The organism is Streptomyces sp. URMC 124, from assembly GCF_051386455.1.
Taxonomy (GTDB): Bacteria; Actinomycetota; Actinomycetes; order Streptomycetales; family Streptomycetaceae; genus Streptomyces.
On record NZ_JBPQTS010000161.1, the window covers coordinates 1 to 16,632 of the forward strand.

12 protein-coding genes, 3 pseudogenes and 1 riboswitch are annotated in these 16,632 nt (G+C 73.6%); of the genes and pseudogenes, 9 read left to right on the top strand and 6 right to left on the bottom strand.

Going from position 1 to position 16,632, the window contains the following annotated elements; genetic code table 11:
• Positions 1–198, top strand: a pseudogene (locus ACSNOG_RS26805) (DNA polymerase IV); the annotation flags it as partial.
• A gap of 977 nt (positions 199–1,175) precedes the next feature.
• Here the strand turns inward: ACSNOG_RS26805 and ACSNOG_RS26810 are convergent.
• Positions 1,176–1,526 (bottom strand): annotated as a pseudogene (locus tag ACSNOG_RS26810) (PRC-barrel domain-containing protein); the annotation flags it as partial.
• Positions 1,527–1,634: 108 nt separating this feature from the next.
• Positions 1,635–1,745, top strand: a riboswitch (glycine riboswitch).
• Between the two features lie 187 nt (positions 1,746–1,932).
• On the opposite strand from ACSNOG_RS26810, the gene gcvP reads away from it, so the two are divergent.
• Entirely contained in the window at positions 1,933–4,818 is a 2,886-nt protein-coding gene (gene gcvP, locus ACSNOG_RS26815) for an aminomethyl-transferring glycine dehydrogenase (RefSeq protein WP_436755272.1), read from the top strand.
• Between the two features lie 233 nt (positions 4,819–5,051).
• Here gcvP and ACSNOG_RS26820 read toward each other — a convergent pair whose 3' ends face one another.
• Entirely contained in the window at positions 5,052–5,258 is a 207-nt protein-coding gene (locus tag ACSNOG_RS26820; protein WP_058041342.1) for a DUF5999 family protein, read from the bottom strand.
• Between the two features lie 321 nt (positions 5,259–5,579).
• Complete coding sequence (locus ACSNOG_RS26825; RefSeq protein WP_436755273.1) at positions 5,580–6,167, bottom strand: hypothetical protein; 588 nt, start codon at positions 6,165–6,167, stop codon at positions 5,580–5,582.
• Positions 6,168–6,697: 530 nt separating this feature from the next.
• Between ACSNOG_RS26825 and ACSNOG_RS26830 the strand changes: the two genes are divergently transcribed.
• Entirely contained in the window at positions 6,698–8,200 is a 1,503-nt protein-coding gene (locus ACSNOG_RS26830; protein WP_436755274.1) for a glutamate--cysteine ligase, read from the top strand.
• A 266-nt stretch (positions 8,201–8,466) separates the two neighbouring features.
• Positions 8,467–9,267 (top strand): CPBP family intramembrane glutamic endopeptidase, encoded by an 801-nt coding sequence (locus tag ACSNOG_RS26835; protein ID WP_436755282.1) that lies wholly within the window; start codon positions 8,467–8,469, stop codon positions 9,265–9,267.
• A 63-nt stretch (positions 9,268–9,330) separates the two neighbouring features.
• Here the strand turns inward: ACSNOG_RS26835 and ACSNOG_RS26840 are convergent, their stop codons facing one another.
• Positions 9,331–10,149, bottom strand: a complete 819-nt coding sequence (locus ACSNOG_RS26840) for a PhzF family phenazine biosynthesis protein (RefSeq protein WP_436755275.1) — start codon at positions 10,147–10,149, stop codon at positions 9,331–9,333.
• A 152-nt stretch (positions 10,150–10,301) separates the two neighbouring features.
• Here ACSNOG_RS26840 and ACSNOG_RS26845 point away from each other — a divergent pair.
• The 4 genes and pseudogenes from ACSNOG_RS26845 to ACSNOG_RS26860 form a co-directional block, all read left to right on the top strand.
• Positions 10,302–10,391, top strand: a pseudogene (locus tag ACSNOG_RS26845) (PadR family transcriptional regulator); the annotation flags it as partial.
• 186 nt (positions 10,392–10,577) lie between these two features.
• The gene (locus tag ACSNOG_RS26850) at positions 10,578–11,093 is read left to right on the top strand and encodes a Clp protease N-terminal domain-containing protein (protein ID WP_436755276.1); all 516 of its coding nucleotides are present in this window, start codon (positions 10,578–10,580) and stop codon (positions 11,091–11,093) included.
• A gap of 123 nt (positions 11,094–11,216) precedes the next feature.
• The gene (locus ACSNOG_RS26855; protein ID WP_436755277.1) at positions 11,217–12,227 is read left to right on the top strand and encodes an EamA family transporter; all 1,011 of its coding nucleotides are present in this window, start codon (positions 11,217–11,219) and stop codon (positions 12,225–12,227) included.
• 316 nt (positions 12,228–12,543) lie between these two features.
• Positions 12,544–13,533 (top strand): DMT family transporter, encoded by a 990-nt coding sequence (locus ACSNOG_RS26860; RefSeq protein WP_436755278.1) that lies wholly within the window; start codon positions 12,544–12,546, stop codon positions 13,531–13,533.
• On the opposite strand, the gene ACSNOG_RS26865 is transcribed toward ACSNOG_RS26860, so the two are convergent.
• Positions 13,520–14,200, bottom strand: a complete 681-nt coding sequence (locus ACSNOG_RS26865; protein WP_436755279.1) for a pyridoxamine 5'-phosphate oxidase family protein — start codon at positions 14,198–14,200, stop codon at positions 13,520–13,522. The two genes, ACSNOG_RS26860 and ACSNOG_RS26865, sit on opposite strands and share 14 nt — an antisense overlap.
• A 35-nt stretch (positions 14,201–14,235) precedes the next feature.
• On the opposite strand from ACSNOG_RS26865, the gene ACSNOG_RS26870 reads away from it, so the two are divergent.
• Complete coding sequence (locus tag ACSNOG_RS26870) at positions 14,236–15,567, top strand: aminotransferase class I/II-fold pyridoxal phosphate-dependent enzyme (protein WP_436755280.1); 1,332 nt, start codon at positions 14,236–14,238, stop codon at positions 15,565–15,567.
• Between the two features lie 24 nt (positions 15,568–15,591).
• On the opposite strand, the gene ACSNOG_RS26875 is transcribed toward ACSNOG_RS26870, so the two are convergent.
• Positions 15,592–16,632 (bottom strand): DMT family transporter (locus ACSNOG_RS26875; RefSeq protein ID WP_436755281.1); only part of this gene is annotated, 1,041 nt, incomplete at its 5' end.

Here is a 16,632-nt window from a genome sequence, read left to right on the forward strand (position 1 = left end):
GTCACGGAGGCGAAGCCGCGGCGCTGGCTGCCCGGGCTGGACGTGGTGCACGCCGAGTACGGGGCGGGATGGGTGCAGGGCAGCGGGGTCGGCCGGGTCACCGTCCGCTTCGAACAGCCGTGGTCGGAGCCGGGGCGCGTCCGGACGTTCGCGGTCGACGACCCCGCGCTCGAAGCGGGGGAGCCGCTGCCCCTCGTACGGTCGGCGGATCAGCAGGCTGATCCGCCGACGGACCGGTGCCCGGACCCGTCCACGCCGGGGGCTCCGGCTGGGGCCGCTGCCCCTGGGCCCGGGGCCACCGCGGGCCACGACTCCGGCTCCGACCAGCAGCGGGACCCCGCCGTCGGCCCGACCCGCGAGCCGGACTCCGTCTCGGGTCCGGGCCCGGGTGCGCACACGGCCCCCGGCTCGTGCCCGGCCCCCGGGCCCGAGCCCGGCCCGGCCCGCACTGCGGACCCAGAGCCGGGGTCCGTCGCCGGCCCTTGTCCGGGTCCGGATCCCGATCCGGGACAGCCCGGGAACGCCGGGCCCCGGCCCGGGCATGCTCGTGGGGCTGTCGCCGACGTGTGCCCCACTACGGACCCCGGTCCGGGGCCGCATACGGATTCCGGTCCCCGGCCCGGGTGGGACTCGGGTTCCGGGGCTGGTCCGGGACCGGAGGGGGGTTGCGGCTCCCGGCTCGGGCGTGATTCGGGTTCCGAGGCCACTCCTTGACCTGCTGCAGGGCCCGGTCCTGGGACGGAGGGGGGTTCGGGTTCCCGGCTCGGGTGTGGTCCGGGGCCCGCGGCCTGTCCACGTCCCGGTGCAGGGCCCGGTCCGGGATCGGATGCGGGTTGTGGTTCCCGGCTTGGGCGTGAGCCGGGGCCCGAGGCCCGTCTACCTCCCGGTGTAGGGCCCGGTCCGGAGACGGATGGGGATTGCGCGTCCCGGCTCGGGTGTGATTCGGGTGCCGAGGGCGGCCCCTCGGCTGGCATGGAGGCTGTTCCCGGGCTCGGGTCGGATGCGGAGTCCTGATTACGGTCCGGTTTCGGGCTCGGGGCGGCGTGTGGGCCGGGGCCCGGGTCCGTGTCCGGGTCCGGGTGACGTTCCCGGCTGGGGGCCGGTGCCGGGGCTGATCCCGGCGCGTCCCCGGGGCCGGGATCCGGGGCGCCGGGCGGGCCCGGCGGCAGCGGCGCGTCCCGTTTCGGGCCCGGGGCCGGCCGGGGTGACGTTCCCGGGATGCCGAGTCGGTAGTGGTGGTAGAGCTGGACCTCCTGCTCGGGGGAGAGGTGGCGGCCCACGCCGAAGTCCGGGGCTTCCTTGATCAGGGCCCGGTCGTACGCCGTGCGGAGGTTCTGGCCGGTGATCTCGCTGGTCGCCAGGGGGATGAAGGCGTCCCGCCGGAAGAAACCGGTGCGTACGGCCGCCCAGAGCGGTTCCCCCGTGGCGTCGTCCAGATAGACCTCGTCCACCGTGCCGATCTTCGCCCCGGCGCGGTCGACGACCTTCCGTCCGATCAGGCTCCGGGGATCGATGTCGCTCTGCACGGTTCCTCCCTGTATCGGCACCTCCCCCCACGTAAAAACACAAAGCGAGAAGCGGCCACTCGGGAGATCCGGCGGGAAAGCCGCGCTGGTAGGCTGGCGAATGGCCGCAGAATCCGTGCGGGAGAGTCCTCCCGCAAGCCCCCCCAGTGGGGCCGGCGGAGGCGCCGAAGGAGCAAATCCTCCCCGGAATCTCTCAGGCACCCGTACCGCACGGACGAGGTCACTCTGGAAAGCAGGGCGGGCCCGGTCAGCCAAGCGCCGAAGCCCTTCCTCACCGACGGTGAAAGCCGGGCCGTGCGCTGCGGTCCGGTGAAGCTCTCAGGTTGAGATGACAGAGGGGGAGGCCGTCCGGGTACCCGCGCCGTGGTACCCCTCGCAGGTCGCAACGACCAGGAGGCCTCCGCAGATGACTGCCCACCGCATCGCCCTTTCCGACCTGGAGCGGGACACCCCGTTCGAGCGCCGCCACATAGGCCCCGACGGCGAGGCCCAGGCCAAGATGCTCGCCCAGGTCGGCTTCGGGTCGCTGGACGAGCTCACCGCCGCCGCCGTGCCGGAAGTGATCAAGAGCGTGGGCGCCCTGGCCCTGCCGGAGGCCCGCAGCGAGGCCGAGGTCCTCGCCGAACTGCGCTCGCTCGCCGACCGCAACCAGGTCCTCGCCCCGATGATCGGCCTCGGCTACCACGGCACGTTCACCCCGCCGGTGATCCTGCGCAACGTCATGGAGAACCCCGCCTGGTACACGGCCTACACGCCGTACCAGCCGGAGATCTCCCAGGGCCGCCTGGAGGCCCTGCTGAACTTCCAGACCGTCGTCGCCGACCTCACCGGGCTGCCCACCTCCGGCGCCTCCCTCCTCGACGAGGGCACCGCGGCCGCCGAGGCCATGGCCCTGTCCCGTCGCGTCGGCAAGGTCAAGAAGGGCGTCTTCCTGATCGACGCCGACACCCTGCCGCAGACCGTCGCCGTGATCGAGACGCGCGCCGAGCCGACGGGCGTCGAGGTCGTCGTCGCGGACCTGAGCGCGGGCATCCCCGACGAGATCGCCGAGCGCGGCGTCTTCGGCGTCCTCCTGCAGTACCCCGGCGCCTCCGGCGTCGTGCGCGACCTGCGCCCGGTCATCGAGCGCGCCCACGAGCTCGGTGCGGTCGTCACCGTCGCCGCCGATCTGCTGGCCCTGACGCTGCTGACCTCGCCCGGCGAGCTCGGTGCGGACATCGCGGTCGGCACCACCCAGCGCTTCGGCGTGCCCATGGGCTTCGGCGGCCCGCACGCCGGCTTCATGGCCGTGCGCGAGCAGTTCGCCCGCAGCCTGCCCGGCCGCCTCGTCGGCGTCTCCGTCGACGCCGACGGCAACAAGGCCTACCGCCTGGCCCTGCAGACCCGCGAGCAGCACATCCGCCGCGAGAAGGCCACCAGCAACATCTGCACCGCCCAGGTGCTCCTCGCCGTCATGGCCGGCATGTACGCCGTCTACCACGGCCCCGAGGGCCTGGCCGCGATCGCCCGCCGCACCCACCGCTACGCCGCGATCCTCGCCGAGGGCCTGCGCGCCGGCGGCGTGGAGGTCGTGCACGGCGCCTACTTCGACACCCTGACCGTGCGCGTCCCGGGCCGGGCCGCCGAGGTCGTCGAGGCCGCCCGCGAGCGCGGGGTCAACCTGCGCCTGACCGACGCCGACCACGTGGGCATCGCCTGTGACGAGACCACGACCCGCGCCCACCTGGAGTCCGTCTGGGCCGCCTTCGGGGTGACCGGCGACGTCGAGGCGCTCGACGCGGTGGCCGCCGAGGCGCTCCCCGAGGCCCTCCTGCGCACCGGTGACTACCTCACGCACCCGGTCTTCCACGAGCACCGCTCCGAGACGGCCATGCTGCGCTACCTGCGCCGCCTCGCCGACCGGGACTACGCCCTGGACCGCGGCATGATCCCGCTCGGCTCCTGCACCATGAAGCTCAACGCCACGACCGAGATGGAGCCGGTCACCTGGCCCGAGTTCGGCGCGCTGCACCCCTTCGCGCCGGTCGAGCAGGCCGAGGGCTACGTCACGCTGATCACGGAGCTGGAGGAGCGGCTCGCCACCGTCACCGGCTACGACAAGGTGTCCATCCAGCCGAACGCCGGCTCCCAGGGCGAGCTGGCCGGTCTGCTGGCCGTCCGCGCCTACCACCGCGCCAACGGGGACGAGCAGCGCACCGTCTGCCTCATCCCGTCCTCCGCGCACGGCACCAACGCCGCCAGCGCCGTGATGGCCGGCATGAAGGTCGTCGTGGTCAAGACGGCCGACGACGGCGAGGTCGACGTCCAGGACCTGCGCGCCAAGATCGAGCAGTACCGCGACGAGCTGTCCGTACTGATGATCACCTACCCGTCGACGCACGGCGTCTTCGAGGAGCACGTCGCCGACATCTGCGCGGAGGTGCACGAGGCCGGCGGCCAGGTCTACGTGGACGGTGCCAACCTCAACGCCCTGGTGGGCCTGGCGGAGCCGGGCAAGTTCGGCGGCGACGTCTCGCACCTGAACCTGCACAAGACCTTCTGCATCCCGCACGGCGGCGGTGGCCCCGGCGTCGGCCCGGTCGCCGTCCGCGCGCACCTCGCGCCGTACCTGCCCAACCACCCGCTGCAGCCCACCGCCGGCCCGGCCACGGGCGTCGGCCCGATCTCCGCGGCGCCGTGGGGCTCGGCCGGCATCCTGCCGATCTCCTGGTCGTACGTCCGGCTGATGGGCGGCGAGGGCCTCAAGCGCGCCACGCAGGTCGCGGTGCTCGGCGCCAACTACATCGCCAAGCGCCTGGAGCCGCACTTCCCGGTGCTCTACACCGGCCCGAACGGCCTCGTGGCCCACGAGTGCATCGTCGACCTGCGGCCGCTGACCAAGGCGACCGGCGTGAGCGTCGACGACGTCGCCAAGCGCCTGATCGACTACGGCTTCCACGCGCCCACCATGTCCTTCCCGGTGGCCGGCACCCTGATGATCGAGCCGACGGAGAGCGAGGACATCGCCGAGCTGGACCGCTTCTGCGAGGCGATGATCGCGATCCGTGCCGAGATCGAGAAGGTCGGCTCGGGCGAGTGGAGCAAGGACGACAACCCCCTGCGGAACGCGCCGCACACCGCCGCCTCCGTGGCGGGCGCGTGGGAGCACTCCTACAGCCGTGAGGAGGCCGTCTTCCCCGCCGGGGTCTCGGCCGCCGACAAGTACTGGCCGCCGGTGCGCCGCGTCGACGGTGCGTACGGCGACCGCAACCTCGTGTGCTCCTGCCCGCCGCTGGAGGACTACGAGGGCTGACGCGGCCGCGGACCTCGGTTGAGGCCCGGCACAAGTCGGGGCCGGTTCGGCGATGTCGCCGGGCCGGCCCCTTTGCGTGCGTGGTGCGGGTGGTGCGGGTGGTGCATGGCGCGGTGGTGCGGGGTGCGCCTGTATTCCTGTGGCGCGGTCTTCCTGTGGTGCGGTGTTCCTGTGGTGCGGTGTTCCTATGGTGTGCGTGAGCGCTGTGGTGCTGTGTGCAGTGGTGCGTGAGCTCAGGCAGCGGTCACCACATTGCCCGTGTCCAGCGGCCGGTGCGGTGCGATGATCTGGCCGTCCGGCAGCAGCTCACCGGTGTCCTCGAAGTGCAGGACTCCGTTGCACAGCAGACTCCAGCCCTGCTCGGGGTGGTGCGCCACAAGGTGCGCGGCTTCCCGGTCGGCGGAGTCGGCTGAGGGGCACGTGGGCTGGTGCTGGCACATGGGAGGGTTCTTTCGCTGTGATGTGGTGGCTGTCCTGCGGCTCGATTCGGTGTTCATGCCGCCCCCCGTTGGCGAATCGGTTGGTCGATACCAGTGTTGCCCCACGGGCGTGATTCCGCAGGGATTTCCCGGCAGCGCTCCTCACTCGTTGGAGACGCATCACCCATGCGGGCGGTTGCTTCCGACATGACCGTCCGGCCGGGTGGTTACCGATGGTCGGAGTGGGCTAGTCCGCGAGGGTGAGGACACGCGTGCGCCCCGCGGCGGGGGAGCCGCGGGGCGCAGGGGAAGGAAGGGGCGTCAGGCCGTCGGGCCGGCTCCTCAAGCGGGGGTCTTCAGCAGCGGGGCGGGGGTCAGGCGGAGCGTCAGGACCGGCATCAACTCGGCGAAGCGGTGGGGGCGGTGCGCCGCGATTCCCGGCGGCGCCGGTGCGAGCGGCACGAGCAGGTCGCCCGGGCCGGGCAGGCCCGAGGCGGGGTCGGCGGCGATGTCCCCGTGCAGCCAGAGCGTGAGCATGTAGAGCCCGGGCACCGACAGCAGCCGGGGCTGGTAGGGCGTCGCGAGCGCCTCCGCCTGCCGCAGTGCGTGTTCCGTGGAGGCCAGGTACGGGCCCTCGCAGAAGTGTGAGAACGCCCAGCCGTCCGCCGTCCGCACCGTCTCGCCCGCGGCCACCACCCGCTCGGAGCCGCGGATCGAGAACCGCCAGCCGGTGAGCCGGCTGCGCGGTGTGCCACCGCGGCCCGTCGCCTGCTCCAGAACGTGGACGGGCAGCGGGAGTTCGGGGGTCAGCGGTCCTTGCGCGGCCTTCAGTGACGGGGTGCGGGCCTCGCGGACGGCGGAGGGGGAGCCGAGGGCGCTCAGGACACTGCGCAGGGCAGGCGCAGGGGCAGGGGGGACATGCAGCGGCATGGTGGGTCGCCTCTCACTTCGGAGACACGTGGTGCTTGGGCAGGGTGCGGACGACGCTGTCGGCGTGCGGGGTCAGAGGGGGGCCGGGACCTTACCGGCTGCCGGGGCCGTGGCGCCTACTCTCCGCCTCGTCCCCGAAGTTTATACGACACGTGTTCACATGGTGTTTCGGCTAGCTGTCGCCCGTATTTCCGGCAAGGGGATATCAGGGCCTCGTCGGAGGGTGATTTCGGTGATTCTGTGCCGAGTGCGGGCACGCCACCTCGCATTCTGCCCCGGACAGGGTAGGCCGAATCTCGTCGGTGTTTATCACCAGCTCTATCACCAGCGCTATCACCGGCGTCGCACCGGTGCTATCGGCAAAGGCCGGACGGCCCGTCATGCCCACGGAATGTGCCACGGGATGCGTTGCCGTGAGCGTAGCGGGTATGCGGTGCCGGCGGGGCGTTATCGATCACATTGGCTGGGCATCATCGACCGTGACACTAGCGGCCGGCGCCGCGGCGACCCACGTGAGGAGGGACCCTGCGATGGGGGACAAGGTCGTGGCCGGGGGCGTCGACCTCACCGGCAGGCAGCGTCACCGGGCAAAGCTCCGGCAGTGCCTGGAAGCGCTGGGGAGGCTGCTGGAAGAGAAGCGTTTCGACCGTCCCAGGAATCTCATGGGCCTGGAGATCGAGCTGAATCTCGCGGGGGCCGACGGGATGCCGAGCATGGTGAACGCCGAGGTGCTCGAGCGTATCGCGAGCGGTGATTTCCAGACCGAACTCGGCCGGTTCAACCTGGAAGTGAATATTGTTCCGCACCGGTTGTCCGGAAGCGTCCTGGATCAGCTTGCCGAGGAGTTGCGGACGACTCTCTCCTATGCCGACCGGAAGGCCCGGGAGGTCGATTCCGGGATCGTGATGATCGGAATTCTGCCGACTCTGGAGGACCGTCACCTGGTGTCGGCGAACCTCTCCGCGGACGAGCGCTACGCCATGCTGAACGCACAGGTGGTGGCCGCCAGGGGCGAGCACTTCACGATCGACATCGAGGGTGTCGAGCGGCTGACCTGCACCGCGGAGTCGATCGCCCCCGAAGCCGCGTGCACGTCCGTGCAGTTGCACCTGCAGGTGACGCCCGGGCGGTTCGCCGCCGTGTGGAACTCCGCGCAGGCGGTGGCGGCCGCGCAGATCGCCGTCGGGGCCAACTCCCCCTTCCTCTTCGGCCGGGAGCTGTGGCGCGAGTCCCGCCCGCCGCTGTTCGTCCAGTCCACGGACACCCGCCCGCCCGAGCTCACGGCTCAGGGGGTGCGGCCGCGCACCTGGTTCGGGGAGCGCTGGATCGATTCTGCGTATGAGCTGTTCGAGGAGAACCTGCGCTTCTTCCCGCCGGTGCTGCCGATCTCCGACGACGAGGACCCGGTGCGTGTCCTGGAGGCGGGCGGAGTGCCGATGCTGCACGAGCTGACGCTGCACAACGGGACGGTCTACCGCTGGAACCGGCCCGTCTACGGGGTCGCCGACGGCGTACCGCACCTGCGGGTGGAGAACCGGGTGCTGCCCGCCGGCCCCACCGTCACCGACGTCATCGCCAACACCGCCTTCTACTACGGGCTGGTCAGGGCGCTCGCCGAGGAGCCGCGGCCGGTGTGGACCAGAATGCCCTTCCGCGTCGCCGCCGAGAACTTCGACGCGGCCTGCCGGCACGGCATCGACGCCTCGCTGCGCTGGCCCCGGGCGGGCCGGGCGGGCACGCTGGAACGCCGGCCGGCCGTCCGTCTCGTCCAGGAGGAGCTGCTGCCGCTCGCGGCGGCCGGGCTCGACGCCTGGGGCGTGGAACCCTCCGACCGCGACCGGTACCTCGGCGTGATCGAAGGGCGCTGCCGCAGCCGCACCAACGGGGCGTCCTGGCAGGCCGCGGCCTATCACCGGGCGCTGGAGCACGGCATGGACCGCCACAAGGCGCTGGCCGTCACCACGCGGCGCTACTGCGAGCTGATGCGCACCGGTGCGCCGGTGCACACCTGGCCGGAGGGCTACGGCGACTGACACGGCACCCGACGCGACCGACAGGAGCCCGGGACACCACTGGCCCGGGGTGCCACTAACCCGGGGCACCACTAACCCAGGACACCACTGACGCGCGGCCTGACACGTCCTCCCCTCCCGTACCCCCTGGCCCACCCGCCGCGGGGCGTCGGGCAAGCTGTGACGGCGGCCGCCGGTCCGAGCGGCGGCCGGCAGGCGTCGCCCCGCCGGCGGGGCGGGAGGAAGCGGAGGCACAGGTGCGGCAGAACGCGCAGGGCGAGGACGGCATCCTGCCCGGAGCCCGGAGCGGCCCGCCGTCCGGTGGCGCAGCGGCCCGGCGCGGCACCCTGCGCAGCGAGACGCTCCTGGTCCTGGCGCTGTCGCTCGGGGCCAGCGCGGTGTCGTCCCTGATCTCTTTCGTCGGCGCGCTCACCAGGCCGGGCGGGCTGAAGGACCAGGCCGCCAACCTCAACGCCTCGCACGCTCCCGGCCGGCCCTGGCTCGACCTGTCCTGGCAGGTCTTCGGCATCGCGACAGCGCTGGTCCCCGTGTTCCTGGTGGCGCACCTGCTGCTGCGGGAAGGGGCGCCGGGCCTGCGCGCGGTCGGTCTCGACCGGGACCGCCCCGGCTTCGACCTGACGCGCGGCACCGGCGTGGCGGCGGCCATCGGCGGCACCGGCCTGCTGTTCTACCTCGGCGTCCGGGCCGCGGGCTTCAACCTGACGGTGGTGCCGGAGTCGCTGCCCGAGGTGTGGTGGAAGATCCCCGTCCTCGTCGCCTCGGCCGTGCAGAACGCGGTGCTGGAAGAGGTCGTGGTCGTCGGGTACCTGCTGCGGCGGCTGGGGCAGCTGGGCTGGACCCCGGCGGCTGCCCTTGCGGCGAGCGCCGTGCTGCGCGGTTCGTACCACCTCTACCAGGGCGTCGGCGGGTTCGTCGGGAACATGGTGATGGGCGTGGTCTTCGTCCTGCTCTACCGGCGGTGGGGGCGAGTCGGGCCGCTGGTGGCCGCGCACGCGCTGATCGACATCGTGGCGTTCGTCGGCTACGCGCTGCTCGCGGGCAAGGTGGGGTGGCTGCCCACGGCCTGATGCCGGCCCGGCCTCAGGCCGCGCCCCGGTGTCCGCCCCGCTCCCACCCCGCCCCCACGCCGCTCACGCGAGCAGGTCGCCCTCGATGACGGTGACAGCGGAGCCGGTCAGCAGCGTGCGGTCGCCGCGCAGCCCGGTGCGCACCAGGCCGGTCCGGGCGGACGCCTGGAGCCCCGTCAGGTCGTCGCGGCCGAGCCGTGCGGACCAGAAGGGGGCGAGTGCGGTGTGCGCGCTGCCGGTGACGGGGTCCTCGTCGATGCCGACGTTGGGGAAGAAACAGCGCGAGACGTAGTCGTAGCCGCGCGCCGGGTCCTCGGCCGGGGCGGTGGCGATGATGCCCCGGCGCGAGTGCCGGGCGAGGGCGCGGACGTCGGGCGCCAGGGACCGTACGGCCTTCTCGTCGGCCAGCTCGACCAGCAGGTCGCCGATGTGCGGACCGGTGTCGTACGTGCTGAGGACCTCGGCGCCCAGGGCCTCGGTCACCCCTTCGGGAAGGGGGACGGGGGCGAGCGGGGCGGTCGGGAAGTCCAGCGTGATCGCACCGTCCTCGTGCGCCGTGGCGGTGAGGACGCCGCAGCGGGCGGCGAAGCGGACCGTGCCGGTGGCGGTGCCCGTGGTGTGCAGGACGTGCGCGGTGGCGAGTGTGGCGTGGCCGCACATGTCGACCTCGGTGAGGGGCGTGAACCAGCGCAGCGCCCAGTCGGCGCCCTGCGAGGCGTCGGCGAGCGGGCGGGCGAAGGCGGTCTCGGAGAGGTTGACCTCGGCGGCGATCCGCTGGAGCCGGTCGTCGTCGGGGAACTCCCCGGAGTCGAAGAGGACGACCCCGGCCGGGTTGCCGGCGAAGGGGCGGTCGGTGAAGGCGTCGACGATTCGAATGCGCATGTCCGGACGCTAAGGGCGCGAAGAACCCGCAGGCCAGAGCCAATTCACGAAAGTGGCCCGGCCGGGGCGGTCGCGGGGGACGTGCGCGCCGGGAGACGTGCGCGCCGGGGGCGTGCACCGGGGGACGTGCGGGCCTCGATCCTGCCCCCCGGAGGCCCCCCTGGGAGGACGCCGGTCGCGGCGTCGACTGGGAGGCGATGCAGGAGGCCCGCCAGGTGGGCTTCGGGCTGCTGGAGGCCTTCCTGACCCTGGCCGGCGAGGCCTGAGACCGGAGAAGGGTGAACACCCCTGAGAACGCTTGCGCGGCCGTCCTCCTCAAGGAGGAGGAAACGGCGGCCCGTGCCCAACCCGCGTGGGATGCGCGAATGCTCCCCTACGGGGATGACCGGGCGGTTCGTGACTGATGGGGTGGGAGCGTGCAAAGCCGCGTGGGAGATACGGGGGCGGCGGACGTCGCCCGGGAGAGCCTGTTCAGCGCCGAACTGGCAGCGGCGGTCGCGGGTGCCCGCAGGCGCGCCGTGCGGGACGGCGACCGCCAGGTCGACACCGCCCACCTGCTCCACACCCTGATGGAATCGGACCCCGAGGTGTCCCGCGCCGTGGACGGCGGGAGCGCCGGGCAGGGGAGCGCCGGGCAGTCCGTGCGGCTGCTCGGCTATCTCGTCCAGCGCACCATCGGCTACGGGCTGCGCTGGAGCGGCACCGTCGAGGACTCCGGCTCGCTGCCCGTCCTCCTCGCCTGCCGGGCGCCCGGCTGGTCGCCCGCCGCGGCCGCCGCCATGGAGGGCGCGTTCGCCCGGGCCCGCGCGCGGGGCGCCGCCCGGGCCGAGGGCACGGACCTCCTCGCGGTGCTGGCCCTCGACCACCGGTGCCGCGCGGCCGAGGTCATGCGCCGTGCCGGAGTGGATACGGAGGTGCTCGCGGCTCGCCTCGACGCTTCGTGAGTTCCTTACGTTCCGCACGAGTTGCGCAGGGGACGCGGCAAGCAGGCCGCCGCGCCGGGGTCCTGGAAACTGTCAGGAGTGTTCGAGGGTGACGCTCCTGTCATCTGCTGGCATGATGACCCGATGCATGCCTCTCAGGAGAGAAGCGCGGGCCTGGGCCTCGCCCTGGTCTCCGCGCTCGCGTTCGGTGGTTCCGGTGTTGCGGCCAAGCCGCTGATCCAGGCGGGTCTCGACCCGCTCCACGTGGTGTGGCTGCGGGCGGCCGGCGCCGCCCTGGTCCTGCTGCCGGTCGCCTGGCGCCACCGCGCCCTCGTCGCCCGCCGCCCCGCTCTCCTCGCCGGCTTCGGTCTGCTGGCCGTCGCCGGCGTCCAGGCCTGCTACTTCGGTGCGATATCCCGGATCCCGGTCGGCGTGGCCCTGCTCGTCGAATACCTCGGCCCGGCGCTCCTGCTCGGCTGGGTGCGCTTCGTGCAGCGCCGGCCGGTCAGCCGTGCCGCGGCCGTGGGCGTGGCGCTCGCCGTCGCCGGGCTCGCGTGCGTGGTGGAAGTCTGGGCGGGCATGAGCTTCGACGCCGTCGGTCTGATGCTGGCGCTGGGCGCCGCCTGCTGCCAGGTCGGCTACTTCGTGCTCTCCGACCACGGCGCCGACGGCGAGGAGCCCGCCGACCCCCTGGGCGTCATCGCCTACGGACTGCTCATCGGGGCCCTGGTCCTCACGGTCGTCGCGCGCCCCTGGGGCATGGACTGGTCCGTGCTCGCCGGGAGCGCCGGGATCAGCGGCACCGAGGTGCCCGCCGTCCTGCTCCTCGCCTGGGTCGTGCTGATCGCCACCGTGGCCGCGTACGCCACCGGCGTGCTCGCCGTGCGCAGGCTCTCGCCGCAGGTGGCGGGGGTGGTCGCCTGCCTGGAGGCGGTGGTCGCCACGGTGCTGGCCTGGGTGCTGCTCGGCGAGCACCTCTCGCTGCCGCAGATCACCGGCGGCGCCCTCGTGCTGGTGGGCGCCTTCATCGCCCAGTCCTCCACGCCCAAGAAGCCCGCCGCGACGCCGGTGGCGCAGGGCGAGGGAAAGGCGGCGGTCTCCGCGGCGGACGCCGGCGGTCAGGGGGAGTTGCCCGCCGGAACGCGACCGGCCTAGGGTGACGATCATGCACAAGACCGTTCTGCCGCCTCCCGCCGCCTAGCGCGGGCGGCCGCACCCGGAAGACCGGGCCCGGGGTGGAGCCCCCGGGCGGATCGCCGCTGCCCGCACGACGGACCAGCGATCACTTCACGTCTTCCGCGGGAGAACAGTCATGCCCCGTTCCGCTCCGTCGTCCTGCCCGGCCACCGCGCAGGCCGAGCACCTTCCGGCCACCTCGGCCTCCTCGCCTTCCTCGCCGTCTTCGGCTTCTTCGGCTTCCTCGTCCTCCGTCCTCTCGGTCCCTCCGTCCTCGCCGGTCCCGGCAGGCGGCATGTCCGTGCGTCGAGGTCTGCTCTACGTGGCCGTCGCGGCCGCCTCGTGGGGAACCACCGGAGCCACCGCCGGCCTCCTCATGGGCAGCAGCGGCCTGGGCCCGGCCGCGCTGACCTTCTGGCGCACCGCCGGCGGCTTTGTTTTGCTGCTGGCCGCCCGGCTCCTGATGCGGCGCCGCGCCGCCCGTACCCGTGACCGCGCCGCACGGCCCTACGAGGCCTGGCCGCGCAGGACGGCGCGCGTGCTCGTCACGGGCATCGGCCTGACGGTCTTCCAGACCGCCTACTTCGCGGCCGTGGAGGCGACAGGGATCGCCGTCGGCACCGTGGTCACCTTGGGCGCCTCGCCCGTCCTCGTCGCCCTCGGCGGGCGCCTGCTCATGGGGGAACGGCTCGGCGGCGGAGGCGCCACGGCCGTCGGCGGCGCGTGCGCCGGGCTGGCCGTGCTCATGCTCGGCAACGACGGCACGGGCGCGGTGCGCCCGGCGGGGGTGGCGCTCGCGCTGCTCTCCGCCGCCGGATACGCCGTCGTGACCGTCTACGCGCGCGTGCTGGAGCGCGAGAACCGGGCCACCGATCCCTTCACCACGACCGTGACCTCCTTCGCGGTCGGCACCGTGTGCCTCCTGCCGCTCGCGGCCGCCGAGGGCCTGTGGCCGCAGGAGGGGCACCTGGGCCGCACGCTGGCGCTGGGGGCCTATCTCGTGACGGTGCCGACGGCGCTGGCCTACGGCCTGTTCTTCGCCGGGCTCGTAGTGGTGCGGGCCACCACGGTGTCGGTGATCACCCTGCTGGAGCCCGTCACGGCGGCGGTCATCGCGGTGACCCTGCTGGGCGAGCGCCTCACGGCCGCGACCGCGCTCGGCACGGCGGTGCTGCTGTGCGCCGTGGCGGCGCTGGCCGCCGCGGAGGCGCGCGGGGCGGCGGCCCCGGCCGCGGCCGTTCCGTCGCCGGTCGAGCCGCTCGCGGCTCCGCTCACAGAGCGGTGACGTAGCCGGGCACGGGGGTGCCGGGCGCCAGGTGCTTGTCGGGTATGGGCGTGCCGTACGCGGGGGCCACGGGGACGATGCCGCTCCAGTGGGGGAGCGGCAGGTCCTCGATGTCGTCGTTGACGCCCCCCGTGCGCGTCTTGGCCGAGACCTCGGTGAGGTCGATGCGGAGCACGGCCGTCGCGGCGAGCTCCTTGGCCGAGGCCGGGCGGCAGTCCGCCGCCCGGCCCGGCGTGACCTGCTCCACCAGGGCATCGAGGGCCGCGCGCTTCTCCTGCTCGTCGGTCACCTGCCGGGCGGTCCCGTGCACCACGACCGAGCGGTAGTTGAGGGAGTGGTGGAAGGCGGAGCGTGCGAGGACGAGGGCGTCGACGTGGGTGACGGTCACGCAGACCGGCATGCCCGTCTCCTTCGCCTCCCCGGCTCCGCCCGCGCTGCGCAGCGGGCGCGAACCCGTCGAGCCGTGCACGTAGAGGCGGTCGCCGACGCGCCCGTAGAGCGTCGGCAGGACGACCGGCGCCCCCTCGCGCACGAAGCCGAGGTGGCACACGTACCCCGCGTCGAGGATCGCGTGCACGACCTCGCGGTCGTACGAGGCGCGCTCGCGGAGGCGGGTGGGGGTGGTCCGGTCGGTCTGCTCGTACGCGGCGGGCGGCGCAACAGCCATTGCGAACTCCATTGCACTAGTGCATAATCTTCTTTGTGCTAGGAGAGTATCGGATCGAGGGTCGCCGCGCAGCAGAGATTTCCGCGAGCGTGGAGCGCGCCGTGGGCACGGGAAGGCTCGCCCCGGGCGAGTTGCTGCCTCCCATGAGGGAGTTGGCGGTGGAGCTGGGGGTCAATCCCAATACGGTCGCCGCCGCCTATCGCACGCTGCGCGAGCGCGGAGTGATCGAGACGGCCGGGCGCCGCGGCAGCCGGGTGCGCCACCGCCCGGCCAGCACACCCCGCGAGCTCCTGCACGTCGAGGCTCCCGAGGGCGTGCGGGACGTCTCGGCGGGCAATCCCGATCCCGCCCTGCTGCCCCCGCTCGGCGAGGCGCTCGCCGCTGCCGCCGCGCGTGCCGCCGAGGCCCCCGCGCTCTACGGGGCTCCGGCCGTCGACACCGAGCTTGAGCGGTTCGCCAGGGCGGCCTTCGATGCGGACGGCATCCCCGGCGGCCCGCTGGCCGTCACCTCCGGTGCGCTCGACGCCATCGAGCGCGTGCTCGCCGTGCACCTGCGGCCCGGTGACGCTGTCGCGGTCGAGGATCCCGGCTGGGGCAGCCTCCTCGATCTGGTCCCGGCCCTCGGGCTGCGCCCCGTCCCCCTGCCCGTCGACGACGACGGCCCGCTGCCGGAGGCCGCGGACCGGGTGCTGCGCCAGGGCGCGCGGGCCGTCGTCGTCACCGGCCGGGCACAGAATCCCACCGGGGCGGTGGTCGGCGAGGCCCGTGCGCGCGAGCTGCGCGCCGTGCTCTCCGGTCATCCGCAGGCGCTGCTCATCGAGGACGACCACGGCCACGGCATCGTCGATCTGCCGCTGAACAGCCTGACGGGCTGCACCGACCACTGGGTCGTCGTGCGCTCCGTCGCCAAGGCGTACGGGCCGGATCTGCGGCTCGCGGTGCTCACCGGTGACGCCGTCACCGTGGATCGCGTGCGCGGTCGGCAGCGGCTGGGCCCCGGCTGGGTCAGCCACATCCTGCAGGACGCCGTCGTGCATCTGTGGCGCAGCGGCGCGGTGGACGCGGCACAGGTCGCCGGAGCGTACGGGCGCCGGCGCGATCCGCTCGTGCGGGCCCTGCGCGAGCGGGGGATCGAGGCGCACGGGCGCAGCGGGATGAACGTATGGCTGCCCGTGCCCGATGAGACGGCGGCGGTCGCCCGGCTGCTGCACGCGGGGTGGGCGGTCGCGCCGGGGGCCCGGTTCCGGCTCGCGTCGCCGCCGGCGGTGCGGCTGACCGTCTCGGATCTGACCGTGGACGAGATAGAGCAGGTCGCCGACGCCCTGGCGTCCGTGACCCGCCCTTCGGCGGCGGGGCGTTACGACTGACGGCCCCGCCGCTCGGCCGGCGCCTCAGGCCGCGCTGTGTTCCTTGTTCCGGTTCTTCTCCCGGCTCCCGCCCCGGCTCCCGCCCCGGCTCCCGCTCAGGGTCTTGTTCCCGGTCTGGCTCCCGGTCTTGCTCTGGGTCTTGCTCTGGGTCAGGGCGGCGCCGGCCAGCACGATCAGTGCGCCCACGGGGGTGTTCCAGCTGAGCGTCTCCCCGAGGAAGGCCACACCGGCGGCGGTCGCCACGACCGGCACGAGGTAGGTGATCATGGTGGCCGTCGTGGGCCCGACCTCGGCGACCAGCCCGTACTGCACGAGGAAGGCGAGCCCCGTGCCCAGCGCCCCGAGGGCGAAGACGGCCAGCAGCGGCACGGCGGGGAAGGAGGTCGGCACCGGCGCGAACACCGGGGCGACGACGGCGAGCTGGGCGGTGCCCAGGAGCAGCTGCGCGCCGGACTTCGAGAGGTTGGAGTCGCCCGTATCGGCCAGCGTGCGCCGGACGTAGATCCACCCGACCGCGTAGCTGGCGGAGGCGGCGAGAGCCATCACGGTGCCCGCCGCGTCCTGGCCGGAGAAGCCCTGCCAGGCTCCGAGCACGGTCAGCACGCCGGCGAAGCCGATGGCCAGACCCGCGAAGCGGCGCCGCGTCGGCCGGTCCTCGGACAGCGCCACGAGCGAGAGGAGCATGCCCCACAGCGGGGTCGTGGCGTTGCAGATGCCGGCGAGCGTGGAGGGGATGCGCAGCTCGGCGTAGGCGAAGAGCGTGAACGGCAGGGCGTTGAGCAGGAAGGCGGCCACGGCCAGGTGGGCCCAGGTGCGCGCGGCGCGCGGCAGGCGCTGCCGCTTCACGGCCAGCATCGTGACCAGCACCGCCGCACCGAAGAACATCCGCCCGAAGGAGACGTACAGCGGCGGGAAGCCGTCGGTGCCGAGCTTGATGAACAGGAAGCTGCACCCCCATATGAGGGCGAGCGCACCGAAGCGGATCCTCCAGTCCACGGCGGGACGGCCCCGCTGCGGGGCCGCGGGGGAGGCCGGGGCGGCGGCGGAAGCCGGGGAGCCCGAGGG

Bases quoted from the DNA above. Each gene is read 5' to 3' on its own strand.
- gcvP (WP_436755272.1), top strand. From the start codon at position 1,933: ATGACTGCCCACCGCATCGCCCTTTCCGACCTGGAGCGGGACACCCCG.
- ACSNOG_RS26820 (WP_058041342.1), bottom strand. From the start codon at position 5,258: ATGTGCCAGCACCAGCCCACGTGCCCCTCAGCCGACTCCGCCGACCGG.
- ACSNOG_RS26825 (WP_436755273.1), bottom strand. From the start codon at position 6,167: ATGCCGCTGCATGTCCCCCCTGCCCCTGCGCCTGCCCTGCGCAGTGTC.
- ACSNOG_RS26830 (WP_436755274.1), top strand. From the start codon at position 6,698: ATGGGGGACAAGGTCGTGGCCGGGGGCGTCGACCTCACCGGCAGGCAG.
- ACSNOG_RS26840 (WP_436755275.1), bottom strand. From the start codon at position 10,149: ATGCGCATTCGAATCGTCGACGCCTTCACCGACCGCCCCTTCGCCGGC.
- ACSNOG_RS26855 (WP_436755277.1), top strand. From the start codon at position 11,217: ATGCATGCCTCTCAGGAGAGAAGCGCGGGCCTGGGCCTCGCCCTGGTC.
- ACSNOG_RS26860 (WP_436755278.1), top strand. From the start codon at position 12,544: ATGTCCGTGCGTCGAGGTCTGCTCTACGTGGCCGTCGCGGCCGCCTCG.
- ACSNOG_RS26865 (WP_436755279.1), bottom strand. From the start codon at position 14,200: ATGGCTGTTGCGCCGCCCGCCGCGTACGAGCAGACCGACCGGACCACC.